The sequence below is a fragment of the Rhodococcus sp. BP-316 genome (assembly GCF_019836105.1).
Lineage (GTDB): Bacteria > Actinomycetota > Actinomycetes > Mycobacteriales > Mycobacteriaceae > Rhodococcoides.
The window spans coordinates 64,595-77,966 of record NZ_JABUEE010000013.1 but is presented as its reverse complement, the minus strand read 5'-3'; the positions used below and the strand labels follow the sequence as shown (position 1 = coordinate 77,966).

Sequence of the window (13,372 nt, the reverse complement as noted above, 5' to 3'; positions counted from 1 at the left end):
GGGCAGTTACCCCCCGCCCTCGCAGGGCAACTACCCGCCACAGCAGGGTGGCTACCCCCAGCAGGGCGGCTACCCCCAGCAGGGTGGCTACCCGACGCCCCCGCAGTTCGACAACACCACCAACTACGGTGGCTCGAACTTCGGTGGAGTGCCCGGCGGCGGTCAGCCCGGTGGGCTCGGCATTCGACTGGGCGCGCGCATCATCGACGGGATCATCGTCGGCATCGTCGCGCTGATCCTCGCCGCGATCTTCGGTGCGACCGACAACATCCTCGTCACCGGACTCTTCTCCGGCGTCCTGACGTTCGCGTACTTCGTCGGCCTCGAGGTCAGCCAGGGCGCGACACTCGGCAAGAAGATCCTCGGACTCCAGGTGCACGGTCCCGCCGGCACGCCGCGGCCGACGCTGCAGCAGTCCGCGATCCGCAACGCGTTCACGCTGCTCAACATCATCCCGTTCCTCGGTAGCCTGCTCGCGTTCATCGCCGTGATCGTCATCGCCGTCACGGTCAACTCGAGCCCCACCAAGCAGGGCAAGCACGATCAGTTCGCCGGTGGCACCCAGGTGGTCAAGAAGTAGCCTCCGCACACACCGACATCGGGCGCGGATCCCTTCGGGGATTCGCGCCCGTCGTCGTCTCGGTGCTTGGATCGACCGGTGACTGCAACCAACTCCACCGCCACCGACGACGACACTCCGTCTGGACAGGCCTCGTTCGCCCACATCAGCCGTGGCTTCTACCCCGCCATCGTCGCGCTCTTCGTCGCGACGCTGCTGATCTCGAACGTGGCCGCCAGCAAGGGTGTCGCCTTCTTCGCCGCGTCCGACGTCTCGCTCGGGCCCTTCCAGATTCTCCCCATCAACACCGACGGCGCGTTCTTCCTCTTCCCCCTCGCGTACATCCTCGGCGATGTGCTCAGCGAGGTGTACGGGCTCAAGGCGACGCGCCGCGCCATCTACCTGGGCTTCGGCTCTCTCCTGCTCACATCGGTCTGCTTCTGGATCGCCATCGAACTCCCCGCCGCGTCGTTCTACGAGAACCAGGCCGCACTCGAGACCGTCGTCGGCGTCGTGCCGCGCCTGGTCCTCGCCGGTCTCGCCGGTTACACCGTCGGACAGCTGTTGAACTCCATCGTGCTGGTGAAGATCAAGGAACGCACCAAGGAGAAGCACCTGTGGGCCCGCCTCATCGGGTCGACGGTGGTCGGCGAGTTCTTCGACACCCTGATCTTCTGCAGCATCGCGGCCGGCGTCATCGGCATCACGACGGGCGCCGACTTCGTGAACTACGTCATCGTCGGCTTCCTGTGGAAGACCCTCGTCGAGGTGCTCGTGCTCCCGATCACCTACGCCGTCATCGCGTACATCAAGAAGCGCGAGCCGACCTACTCCCCGGACTGACCCCCGCCCGCCCCCGCGAGTACGTCGATACTGTCGTTGTCGAGCACGACTTCACGACACTATGGGCGTACTCGCGGGGAGTTGCGGCTCAGGAATAGAAGCGCGCCAGGGTCTCCTTCTTGAACTCCTGGAACCGCCCGTCGCGGATGGAGGCGCGGATGTCGTCCACCAGCCGCACGGTGAACCGCTCGTTGTGAATGGTGGCGAGGGTCGAGGCCAGCATCTCCTTGGCCTTGAACAGGTGATGCATGTACGCCCGCGTGTAGTGCGCGCAGGTGTAGCAGTCGCACTCCTCGTCGATCGGCGTGAAGTCCCGACGGAACCGCGCGGTGTTGATGTTGAAGCGCCCGTCCGGTGTGTAGATCGCCGCGTTCCGGGCCACGCGTGACGGATTCACGCAGTCGAACGTGTCGGCACCGTTCTCGATGGCGACGAAGAAGTCGTCCGGCTCGCTGATCCCGAGCATGTGGCGCGGTTTGTGTTCGGGCAGTTCCTCGTTCACCCAGCGGACGATGGTGCCGAGGTTCTGCTTCTCCAGAGCGCCGCCGATGCCGTAGCCGTCGAATCCGCGCCCGGTCTCGCCGACGATGGTCTCGAGATCGTGTGCCGCCTTCCGACGAAGGTCCTCGTACTGCGCACCCTGCACCACACCGAACAGCGCCTGGTACGGCTTGTCGGCGCGCTCGGCCGTGAGGCGCTCGTGCTCGGCGATGCACCGCACCGCCCACGCCTGCGTGCGGTCCAGCGACTGTTCCTGGTACGCACGGGTGTTCATCAACGTGGTCAGCTCGTCGAACGCGAACATGATGTCCGCGCCGAGCTGGTGCTGGATCTGCATCGACACCTCGGGAGTGAAGCGGTGCCGCGATCCGTCGAGGTGGGACTTGAACGTCACGCCGTCGTCGTCGACGTGCGCGAGGCGCTCCTTGCCCTCGGCGATGACGTCGTCAGACTCCACCCGAGTGGCGTCCATCGAGATGACCTTCTTGAACCCGACGCCGAGCGACATCACCTGGAACCCGCCGCTGTCGGTGAACGTCGGGCCGTCCCAGTTCATGAACGTGCCGAGTCCCCCGGCCTCGTCCACGATGTCGGGCCCCGGCTGCAGGTACAGGTGGTAGGCGTTCGCCAGGACCGCCTGTGCGCCCAGCTCTTTCATCGACTCCGGCAGCACCGCCTTCACGGTGGCCTTGGTGCCGACGGCGATGAACGCGGGGGTCTCGATGTCGCCGTGCGGCGTCCGCAGGGTGCCGGTTCGACCGAGATGGTCCTCGATACGGGTCTCGACTGTGAAGAGGTCGGTCATGCCCCCATCGAACCAGACGCCAACTGCTGCTCCTGCAGGCCGGACGCACTGAGACGGTGGTAGGCGCCGCGCGCCGCGATGAGCTCGTCGTGCGTGCCCTTCTCCACGATGGACCCGTTCTCCATCACCAGGATCAGATCGGCGTCGCGGATCGTGGAGAGGCGGTGCGCGATCACGAAACTCGTGCGATCGCTGCGCAGGGCCGCGGTGGCCTTCTGCACCAGCAGCTCGGTACGGGTGTCGACGGAGCTGGTGGCCTCGTCGAGGATCAGCACGGCCGGGTCGGCGAGGAACGCGCGCGCGATGGTGATCAACTGCTTCTCGCCCGCACTGACGTTGCTGCCCTCCTCGTCGATGACGGTGTCGTACCCGTCGGGCAGCGAGTGCACGAAACGGTCGACGTAACTCACCCGCGCCGCCTCCATGATCGACTCCTCGGTGGCGCCACTGTTGCCGTACGCGATGTTGTCGCGGATGCTGCCGCCGAACAGCCAGGTGTCCTGCAGCACCATGCCGGTGCGCGATCGCAGCGTCGCCCGCGTCATGTCACGCGTGTCCACACCGTCGAGCGTGATCGAGCCGGAATCGATGTCGTAGAACCGCATCACGAGGTTCACGAGCGTCGTCTTGCCGGCGCCGGTGGGGCCGACGATCGCGACCATCTGGCCGGGCTCCGCCACGAAGGACAGCCCGTCGATGAGCGGACGCTCCGGTTCGTAGCGGAACGACACGTCCCGGAACTCGACGCGTCCACTGCGCGTGGTGGGGGTGACGGGTGCCGACGGATCGGCGCCCTCCTCCTCGGCGTCGAGGATCTCGAAGATGCGCTCCGCCGAGGCGACACCCGACTGGAGCAGGTTGACCATCGAGCCGATCTGCGTGAGCGGCTGCGTGAACTGGCGGGAGTACTGGATGAAGGCCTGCACCTCGCCCAGGCTCAGCGTGCCGGACGCGACGCGCAGTCCGCCCACCACGGCGATGGCGACGTAGTTGAGGTTGCCCAGGAACATGATGGCGGGCATGACGATTCCGGAGATGAACTGTGCCCGGAAGCTCGCCTGGTACAGCTCCTCGTTGCTCTCGTGGAACACCCGCGCCGTCTCGTGCTGGCGGCCGTAGGCCTTGACCAGCTCGTGGCCGGTGTAGGCCTCCTCGACCTGTGCGTTGAGCGCGCCGGTCTGCTTCCACTGCGCGATGAAGTGCGGCTGCGAGCGCTTGGCGATCATTGCCGTCACCACGATCGACAGCGGCACCGTCAGGATCGCGACCAGTGCGAGCAGCGGCGAGATCCACAGCATCATGCCCAGGATGCCGAAGACCGTGAGCACCGAGACCACGAGCTGGCTGAGTGTCTGTTGCAGGCTCTGCGAGACGTTGTCGATGTCGTTGGTGACTCGCGAGAGCACGTCGCCGCGCTTGTGGGAGTCGAAGTAGCGCAACGGCAACCGGTGGATCTTGTTCTCGACGTCGGTACGCAGACGCTTGATGACGCGTTGCAGCGCGATGTTGAGAATGTAGCCCTGCACCCAGGACAGCAGTGCGGACCCGATGTAGAGGATGAGGACGAGGACCAGCACCTTGCCGACGGCGTCGAAGTCGACTCCCCGACCGGGGACGACGTCCATGCTCGACACCATGTCGGCGCGTGTGCCCTCACCCGAGGCGCGGAGACCGTCGACGACCTGCTCCTTGGTCAGCGAGGGGTCGAGCGAACGGCCGACGATGCCGTCGAAGATGAGGTTGGTGGCTCTGCCCAGGATGTTCGGGGCGAGAACGGTGAGAACGACGCTGGCGACGGCGAACACGAGTACCACCGAGAGCAGCATGCGCTGCGGAAGGAGCCGGCGCAGCAGCCGCCTGACGGACGGTCCGAAGCTCATCGCCTTGGTGCCGGGAGCACCGGGACCGGGAGGACCGCCGGGCCGCGTCATGCGACACCTGCTGCGGTGCGCTGCGAGTCGACGATCTCGGCATAGGTGGGACACGTCTCGAGCAGCTCGTCGTGCGTACCGAGGCCGACCATCCTGCCGTCGTCGAGCACCACGATGCTGTCCGCGTCGCGGATGGTGGACACCCGCTGCGCGACGACGATGACGCAGGCGTCACGTGTGATGGGGCGCAGGGCCGCTCGGAGATTCGCGTCCGTCGTCAGGTCGAGAGCGGAGAACGCGTCGTCGAAGACGTAGATGCTCGGCCGCCGGATGATGGCGCGGGCGATGGCCAGTCGCTGACGCTGCCCACCGGAGACGGTGGTGCCGCCCTGGGCGACGGGGGTCTCGAGACCCTCGGGCATCTCGCGGACGAAGTCGGCGGCCTGCGCCACCTCGAGTGCGTCCCACATCTCGGCCTCCGTGGCGTCCTCCTTGCCGTAGCGAAGATTGGAGGCGATGGTGCCGGAGAACAGGAAGGGCCGCTGGGGGATCAGTCCGATCTCCGCTCGCAGCGCCTCCGGATCGAGTTCTCGCACATCGGTTCCGCCCACGCGCACCACTCCGTCGGTCGTGTCGATGAGACGCGGGATCAGGTTGATCAGCGTCGTCTTGCCCGAGCCGGTGCTGCCGATCACGGCCGTGGTGGTTCCGGCCGTCGCCCGGAACGACACGTCGCAGAGCACCGGGTGATCGGCCGCGGGATACGCGAAACCGGCCTTGTCGAACTCCACCGTCGACGGCGCCGAGGCGAAGACGACGGGCTTCGCGGAGGGCACGACGGACGAATTCGTGTCGAGCACCTCGGTGATGCGCTCGGCACACACGCTGGCGCGCGGGATCATCATCGCGATGAACGACGCCATGATCACCGACATCAGGATCTGCATGATGTAGCTCAGCAGGGCCGTCAGCGATCCGATCTCCATGCGTCCCTCGTCGACGGCGTGACCGCCGAACCAGATCACCGCGACGCTGGTGACGTTGCTGATGAGCATGACCACCGGGAACATGAGCGCCATCAGACGACCGACCTGCAGTGCGGTGGCGGTGAGGGCGGTGTTCGCGTCGTCGAAACGCTCCACCTCGTACGGCTCGCGCACGAAGGCGCGCACCACGCGGATGCCCGTGATCTGCTCGCGCAGAACGCGGTTGACCGTGTCGATGCGCTTCTGCATGACCTTGAACGCCGGAACCATGCGGACCACGACGAAGCCCATGCTCAGCGCCAGCGCAGGAACGGCGATACCGAGGAGCCACGACAGTCCGAAGTCCTCGCGCAGAGCCATGACGATGCCGCCGACGCACATGATGGGCGCCATCACCAGGATGGTGCAGCCCATCAGAACCACCATCTGCACCTGCTGAACATCGTTCGTGTTGCGGGTGATGAGCGACGGAGCGCCGAACGTCCCGACCTCGCGCGCCGAGAAAGTGCCGACGCGGTCGAGGAGCGCCCCGCGGATGTCGCGGCCGGCCGCCATGGCGGCGCGTGCTCCGAAGTAGACGCCGCCGATCGAGCACGCGATCTGCACGGCGGAGACGGCCAGCATGATCGAGCCGGTCGACAGGATGTAGCCGGTGTCGCCGGTCGTCACGCCGTTGTCGATGATGTCGGCGTTGAGGCTGGGCAGGTACAGCGAGGCCACGGTGGCCACGAACTGCAGCACCACCACGCCTGTCAGCGCGCCGCGGTACGGCGCCAGATACCGGCGGAGAAGTGAGATCAACACGTCGTGCATCCTTCCTTCTCGACAGGACCCGTCGGACGACAGGCGTGGTGGGTGCAGTTCATCGACTCAGCTCCGGTTCGCCGGCTGCTGGGTCGCCGGTGCGGTCTCGTCCGTCCTGCGGACGAGTTTCTCACCTTCGATGTCCACGTTCGGCAGAATCTTGTCCAGCCACTTCGGCAGGTACCAGGCCTTGTCGCCGAGCAGCGCCATGACAGCGGGGATCAGGATCATGCGGACGATGAAGGCGTCGAAGAACACGGCGGCCGCGAGAGCGAAACCGATGGACTTGATGAACGAGTCCGGTTCCAGTATGAACGCCGCGAACACCGAGATCATGATGACCGCCGCGGCAGCGACGACGCGGGCGCCGTACTTGAAGCCCGTGACGATGGCATCGCTCGCGGTCGCCCCGTGGACGTACGCCTCCCTCATCCGGGACACCAGGAAGACCTGGTAGTCCATCGCGAGTCCGAAGACCACACCGATCAGGAAGATCGGCATGAAGCTCACGATGGGCTGCGGGTTGGAGATCAGTCCCAGTCCACCTTCCTGGAAGATGAAGACGGTGGCACCGAAGGTGGCGAGCACGCTGAGCAGGAAGCCGAGCGTCGCCGTCAGCGGCACCAGGATCGATCGGAACACCACCATGAGCAGCAGGAATGCCAATCCGACGACGACTGCGAGGTACGGGATCAGGGCCTTCTGGAGCCGATCCGACACATCGATCTCGAGCGCCGTCTGGCCGGTGACGCCGTAGGTGACGCCGTACTCGGATTCCAGACCACCCCGGGCGTCGCGCAGCGCGGTCACCAGGTTCTGCGTGTCCTCGCTGATCGGTGAGCTCTTGGGAGTCACCGACACCAGGGCGGTGTCGCCCGCCGGGTTGAGCCCGGCCTGCTGTGCGTTGGTCACGTCGGGTTCCGCCGCCGCCCTGTCGACGACGGCCTGGAAGGACGCCGTCCGATCGGCCTCGGGGACGTTGCTCGCGTCCACGACCATCAGCAGCTGACCGTTGCGTCCCGGGCCGAAGCCCTGGTCGACCAGGTCGTACGCCTCACGAGCGGGGGTACCCGGTTCGGCGGTGGCCACCGACGGAAGCGCCAGACGCAGCGACGTCATGGGACCGGCGATGACACCGAGGATCACGACACCGACGATGAGCACCAGTGCGGGACGCTTGATCACCATGCGCACCCATCGCAAGCCGTTGGTCGGCTTGTCGTCGTGCTCGGGGTCCGGCACGGTGCGGATCTTGCCGGCGAACGCCTTCGCGCCGAAGAGTCCGAGGACGGCGGGCAGCATGGTCAGCGCGACGAGGACGGCGACGAAGACACCGAAGCCGGCGGCCAGACCCATCTGGGACAGGAACGGGATGCCGACGACGCGCAGTGCCACGAGCGCGATGAGCACCGTGGTGCCGGCGAAGACGACGGCGCTGCCGGCGGTTCCCACGGCGCGTGCCGCGGCTTCCTCACGGTCGTCCGTCTCGCTCAGCTCGTTACGGAACCGGGCGACGATGAACAGCGAATAGTCGATGGCGACGGCCAGGCCGATCATGATGGCGAGAATCGGCGTGAACTGGGTGAGCTCGGCGAAGCCCGACGCGGTGGTGATGGTCAGACTGGTGACGCCGATGCCGACGATGGCCGTGATGAGCGGCAGTCCGGCGGCGACGAGCGATCCGAACATGACGACGAGGACGACGGCGGCGACGGCCAGGCCGATCAGCTCGGCGGTGCCGCCGGGCGGCTCGGCGGCCTGCATGGCGCTGCCACCGATCTCGACGGTGAGCCCTGCGTCACGGGCGGGCTGGGCGGCGTCGGTCAGCTCGGTGCGGATCTCGGCCGTGACATCGGTGACGGTGCCGGTGATGGGCACGTCGAGGATGCCGATGGTCTTGTCCGGTGAGAGCGGCGACACGGCCGCGGCGTTCGCGGCCGCGACGTCCGGCGCGAGACCGGCCTCCGCGTACTGATCGACGATCGCCTGGTTGCCGGCGATCGGATCGAGGAGCGGCATGGCACCCTCGGGCACCGGTCCGGCCGCGGGATCGGCCTTGGCCGTGTCCTTCACGGCGGCGATGCCGCGAATGTTCGCGATGACGCCGTCGATGGCCGCCGTGTTCTCGGGCGAGTCGAGCGTGGTGCCCGCGGGTGCCTGGAACACGTACTGCGCGGACGCCGACGTGAGCGGATCCTCGCCGCCTCCGAAGCGCTCCTTCTGCAGATCCAGCGCAGCCTGGGCGGGGGTTCCCGGGATGGAGAACGACGTGCTCGTCGGGCCGGACAACGTGGCCGCGCCGATACCGGCCAACACCAGGATGGCGAGCCAGATCGGCAGCACGATGCCTTTCCGACGGTACGAGAACCGTCCTATGCGATACAGGAAGGTGGCCATGAGAGTTCTCCTCGTTCGGGGGGTGTCGTGCTGCGGGTGACGGACGGACGCGCGATCAGTCGGGCGGGAGCGGGGTGGAACCGGTGAGCGGCGCTCGGAAGCCCCGTTCGAGTTGTTGCATGGCGAGGCGGACCACCTCGCCGGCGGATTCTGCTGTGGTGGAGCCTTTCTCGGATGCCTCGGCGAAGAATCCGAGTGCGGCGCTGACGGTGGCGCCCACCGCGGCCTGGACCAACGAGGGGTACAGGTCGCGGTCGGGATCGAGCCCGGTGCGCCGGGCCACGGCCTTCTTGAACGCCGCGGAGAGCGAGCGGTCGAACTCGAGCTTCTTCGCCAGCAGAGCCGGCGACTCCTCGACGAACCGCGCGACCGCGACGGTCTCGGTCAACTCGCGCTCGGGATCGTCGACGATCTCGAAGACGATGGCGCGCACCGTGTCCCAGAAGTCCTCGTCCTGCGGCCGGTGTTCGATCAGGTCCACCCACTCGAACGCTGCCTGCTCGAGGTAGTACAGCGCCGCTTCTTCCTTGCTGGAGAAGTAGTTGTGGAACGTGCGCGTCGACACCCCCGCGTCGCGGGCGATCGCCTCGGCGGTCACGGTGTCGAAACCCTGTTGCCGCCCGAGACGGATCGCGGCAGCACTGAGTGCTGCACGGGTCTCCGCCTTCTTGCGGTCGCGTAGTCCGGAACTCACGGATCCCACAGTACGGAACTTGCACGGCTCGGCAAGTTTGCAGTGGTGTGCACTTTTGTGACGCTCACCACGCTCGCGTGGTGTTTCGAACCGTCAGGGAGTGAGCCAGCGCTTCACACGGGCGGTGATGAACGGCAGCAGGACGTACACCATGAGGGGTGTGCTCACGAGGGTGACGAGCAGGGTCCGGAGTACAAGACCCAGCGAGAGGTACTCGGAGACAAGGGTGTTGAGCAGAAGAGACAGGGGGAAGAACGCCGACCAGATGACGATGGCCTGCTTCCACCGAGGCGGCGGAGCGCCCACGACGCGGACCGCGTCGGTGAGCGTCGACTGTGGCTCGAACCACCCTTCGACCCCGGTGAGGCGATGCGTCACATGGTCGTCCGCCACACCCACACCACGCGCGACCCAGGCACGCCGGAAGGGCGACGAGAGCCACTCCTGCAGATGAGCGTCCGAATCGAATCGGTAGAGCACGTAGTACTCGTACGGATCGGTCGAGGAGCGCAGCCACCCGCCGCCCAGGAACCCGTCGAACGTGCGCAGCACACTGATTCCGGCATCGGTCCAGGCCACGAAGTCCTGCTCACGGCCGGGCGTGATGCGCCGCGCCACCGAGGTCGTGACCGCGGTACTCGTGGACGTGGACCGGTCGTCCCGGGGTTCAGTCATGTCAGGCGATCGAGAGGAGTCAGTTCTTCTCGGAGAACAGCTGGGTGTAGACGGGCGGCGCCGCGTTGACGACGTCCCTGGCAGCGGACGTCGCGGGAGCCTCGACGGGCTCCGCGTCGGCGGTGACGGGTGCGAGAAAGATCAGTTCGGGTTCCATGGAAACCCCTTCATCAGTAGTTCGGTGGTGAGGAGAACGAGTCGTCCGTCACGAGGGGGAGAACGAGGCGCCGGTGAGAACCGCGGCGTGCTCGTGATCCGAACACTACGCCACGGCGCCGACGGGGCGCGGTACGACCACGCCCGGCCACGTCGACCGTCGTCTGTGGATGCACTGAGAGAAGACGACCGACACTCTCGGACTGTCGACGCCGTGCCCTGCCTGTGTCACACTTGTGACAGAGGCGTGACCTGAGCACTTCCCGCCCTCTCCGCGGTTCTCACCACTGCATCGACTGCCAGAACGACCGACAGCCACCGTGGCCAGACCGTCCACAGAACAGAGGCACCAGTGTCCGTCACCGCCGAACGCCCCAGAGATCGATTCGTCAGTTCGTACACCGAGCTGTCCGTCGCCGTGCGCGCCTCGGGGCTGATGTCCCGCCGCCGCGGTTTCTACTGGTCCCGCATCATCGGCACCGTGGCGGCCTTCGTCGCCGTCTGGGTCGGTGCGTTCCTCCTGGGCGACTCGTGGTGGCAGCTCGCGCTCGCCGTCGCCCTCGCCGTCGTGAGCACGCAGTTCGGCTTCCTCGGTCACGACGGCGCCCACCGCCAGATGTTCGACTCGGCGAAGTGGAACGAGTGGACGGCCCGCATCCTGTCCGGCACCTTCGCAGGACTCTCGCTGCACTGGTGGCAGGGCAAGCACAGCAAGCACCACAACGCGCCCAACCAGATCGGCAAGGATCCCGACATCGGGAACGGGCCCATCGCCTTCGTCCCCGAGTACGTCGCGCAGCGCACCGGCTTCTACGGCGCGTTCACCCGCCGCCAGGGCTGGCTCTTCTTCCCACTGCTCACCCTCGAAGGCGCCGCACTCCACGTCGCCAGCGTGCGCACGCTGATCGGCTCCAAGGAGATCAAGCACCGCAAGCTGGAACTGGCGCTCATCGCGCTGCGGCTCACCATCGGGTTCGCACTGCCGTTCCTCGCGATGCCGGCGGGGCTCGCGGTCGGCTTCATCCTCGTGCACTTCGCCGTCTTCGGCGTTCTGCTGGGCGGCTCGTTCGCGCCCAACCACAAGGGGATGCCGCTGGTTCCGGCCAATGCGAAGATCGACTTCCTCCGCCGCCAGGTCCTCATGTCGCGCAACGTCGACGGCGGCCCCGTCACCGACTTCATGATGGGCGGCCTCAACTATCAGATCGAGCATCACCTGTTCCCCAGCATGCCGCGGCCGAACCTCAAGAAGGTGCGGCCCATGGTGCGCGAGCACTGCGCCAAGCACGGGGTGACCTACACCGAGACGTCGCTCGTGAAGTCCTACGGCATCGTCGTCCGCTACCTCAACCAGGTGGGACTGTCGAAGCGCAACCCCTTCGACTGCCCGCTGGTACGCGAGTACCGCGCCTGAACTCGGTGTGACCGCGGTCACGTAGACTGCGGCGGGTGATCGCCGATCTCTGGAACAGTCTGCCGACCGCGCTCCGCGACCCGGTCGCCCTCGCGGTGCCGGCATTCCTCGTTCTGCTCGCGCTCGAGTGGACCGCAGCGATCGTCCTCGAGAGCCACGGCGACGAGACCGAGGACGAACCCGGCCGACCGGCCCGTGGAAGCTACCTCCGCACCGACGCCCGGGCCAGCATCGCGATGGGGCTGGTGTCCATCGCCACCACCACCGCATGGAAAACCCTGGCGCTGCTGGGCTATTCGCTGATCTTCGCGTATGTCGCACCGTGGCAGCTGCCCTCGGACCAGTGGTACACGTGGGTGATCCTGCTGCTCGGCGTCGACGTCCTCTTCTACTGGTATCACCGCATCGCGCACCGCACGCGCATCGTGTGGGCCACGCATCAGGCGCACCACTCGAGCGAGTACTTCAATTTCAGCACCGCACTACGGCAGAAGTGGAACAACAGCGGCGAGATCCTGATGTGGTTGCCGCTGCCCCTGCTCGGCGTCCCGCCCTGGATGGTGTTCACCGGGTTCGCGATCAACCTGGTCTACCAGTTCTGGGTGCACACCGAGCGCATCGACCGGATGCCGCGCTGGTTCGAGTTCGTCTTCAACACGCCGTCGCACCACCGCGTGCATCACGGCCGCGACAAGGAGTACCTGGACAAGAACTACGCCGGCATCCTCATCGTGTGGGACCGCCTGTTCGGGACCTACGCCGACGAGACGTTCCGACCGCACTACGGGCTGACGACTCCGGTGCAGACGTTCGACATCCTGAAGCTCCAGACACACGAGTACGCCGCCATCGCACGGGACGTGCGGACGGCGGCGACTCTGCGTCAAAAACTCGGCTACGTCTTCGGACCACCCGGCTGGACGCCCGAGGGTCAGGCCTTCCCGAGCGTCACCAGGAAATCGACGGACCCGGTCGGATCCACGGTCACGAAGCCCAGCGACGGCGGCTCGATGCCGTAGTCGGTCCACGTCGCGGGAATGTTGCCCGAGGCGACGATGGTCTCGCCCGACCGGAGCACCTGCGTCTCGACGCTCACGTCGCGCGTCTGGCCCTTGAGGGTCAGCGTGCCGTCGAGGGTGACGGTCGCCGTGGTGCCGTCGGTGGGCACGGTGGACAGGTCCACCGGCGACGTCACCGTGAACGTGGCGGTGGGGTTGTTCGCGACATCGAAGATGTTGCCGCGGAACTGGTTGTCGCGCCGATCGCTGTCGGTGGTGATGGTCTCGGTGCGCACCACGATCTCACCGGCAGTGAGCTGCTGGTTCGCGATCGTGGCGCTTCCCGAGACGTCCGGCGTGGTGCCGACGACCGTGACGTCGGTGCCGTTGAGCACCTCGGCGACGGTGTACCCGGCCGACGTCGGGTTCGCTGCGTCACCGGGCGTGACGGTCCACTCACCGTCCAGATCGCCCGTCGCCGCCTCGGCACCGGAGGTGGACACCGACGCCGCCGGATCGCTGCTCTCGATCGACGAGTAGATGCGCGGTCCGACGACGAGCGCCACGATCGCCAGGACGACGACCACGGCTCCGGTGATCCACCATTTCTTCTTCATGGGACGAACTTTAGTTGTCGCTTCAACGTGCGGCCACCGCTGCGGCCTGGGA

The 13,372-nt window shown here is 66.7% G+C and carries 12 protein-coding genes; 4 read left to right on the top strand and 8 right to left on the bottom strand.

Annotation, left to right across the window (positions count from 1 at the left end; all coding sequences use genetic code 11):
• Both HQ312_RS20860 and HQ312_RS20855 read left to right on the top strand, forming a co-directional pair.
• Nucleotides 1-580, top strand: a 580-nt coding sequence (locus tag HQ312_RS20860; RefSeq protein WP_261774315.1) for an RDD family protein, incomplete at its 5' end; no start/stop codon positions are given.
• Between the two features lie 78 nt (nt 581-658).
• The gene (locus tag HQ312_RS20855) at nt 659-1,402 is read left to right on the top strand and encodes a queuosine precursor transporter (RefSeq protein WP_222641275.1); all 744 of its coding nucleotides are present in this window, start codon (nt 659-661) and stop codon (nt 1,400-1,402) included.
• An 88-nt stretch (nt 1,403-1,490) separates the two neighbouring features.
• Here HQ312_RS20855 and tgt read toward each other — a convergent pair whose 3' ends face one another.
• From tgt to HQ312_RS20820, 7 genes are all read right to left on the bottom strand, one after another.
• Nucleotides 1,491-2,708, bottom strand: coding sequence for a tRNA guanosine(34) transglycosylase Tgt (tgt, locus tag HQ312_RS20850; RefSeq protein ID WP_056443237.1), 1,218 nt, complete (start codon nt 2,706-2,708; stop codon nt 1,491-1,493).
• The gene (locus tag HQ312_RS20845; RefSeq protein WP_056443234.1) at nt 2,705-4,639 is read right to left on the bottom strand and encodes an ABC transporter ATP-binding protein; all 1,935 of its coding nucleotides are present in this window, start codon (nt 4,637-4,639) and stop codon (nt 2,705-2,707) included. Before HQ312_RS20845 ends, tgt begins: the two co-directional genes overlap by 4 nt.
• On the bottom strand, nt 4,636-6,369 hold the full coding sequence (locus HQ312_RS20840) for an ABC transporter ATP-binding protein (RefSeq protein ID WP_222641266.1): 1,734 nt from the start codon (nt 6,367-6,369) through the stop codon (nt 4,636-4,638). Before HQ312_RS20840 ends, HQ312_RS20845 begins: the two co-directional genes overlap by 4 nt.
• 66 nt (nt 6,370-6,435) lie before the next feature.
• Nucleotides 6,436-8,766 (bottom strand): MMPL family transporter, encoded by a 2,331-nt coding sequence (locus HQ312_RS20835; RefSeq protein ID WP_222641264.1) that lies wholly within the window; start codon nt 8,764-8,766, stop codon nt 6,436-6,438.
• 55 nt (nt 8,767-8,821) lie between these two features.
• Nucleotides 8,822-9,460 carry a TetR/AcrR family transcriptional regulator gene (locus HQ312_RS22105; protein WP_051613574.1) on the bottom strand — a complete coding sequence of 213 codons (639 nt, stop codon included), beginning with the start codon at nt 9,458-9,460 and terminating at the stop codon, nt 8,822-8,824.
• A 93-nt stretch (nt 9,461-9,553) separates the two neighbouring features.
• On the bottom strand, nt 9,554-10,135 hold the full coding sequence (locus tag HQ312_RS20825; RefSeq protein ID WP_027506614.1) for an antibiotic biosynthesis monooxygenase: 582 nt from the start codon (nt 10,133-10,135) through the stop codon (nt 9,554-9,556).
• Nucleotides 10,136-10,154: 19 nt separating this feature from the next.
• Nucleotides 10,155-10,292, bottom strand: a complete 138-nt coding sequence (locus HQ312_RS20820; protein WP_155957101.1) for a hypothetical protein — start codon at nt 10,290-10,292, stop codon at nt 10,155-10,157.
• Between the two features lie 351 nt (nt 10,293-10,643).
• Here HQ312_RS20820 and HQ312_RS20815 point away from each other — a divergent pair, with 351 nt between their 5' ends.
• Both HQ312_RS20815 and HQ312_RS20810 read left to right on the top strand, forming a co-directional pair.
• Entirely contained in the window at nt 10,644-11,705 is a 1,062-nt protein-coding gene (locus HQ312_RS20815; protein ID WP_374107174.1) for a fatty acid desaturase, read from the top strand.
• Between the two features lie 35 nt (nt 11,706-11,740).
• On the top strand, nt 11,741-12,724 hold the full coding sequence (locus tag HQ312_RS20810) for a sterol desaturase family protein (RefSeq protein ID WP_222641260.1): 984 nt from the start codon (nt 11,741-11,743) through the stop codon (nt 12,722-12,724).
• Here the strand turns inward: HQ312_RS20810 and HQ312_RS20805 are convergent.
• A complete protein-coding gene (locus tag HQ312_RS20805) occupies nt 12,637-13,320 on the bottom strand; it encodes a YceI family protein (protein WP_222641258.1) in 684 nt (227 codons plus the stop codon). The genes HQ312_RS20810 and HQ312_RS20805 overlap by 88 nt on opposite strands.
• Between the last annotated feature and the right edge of the window lie 52 nt (nt 13,321-13,372).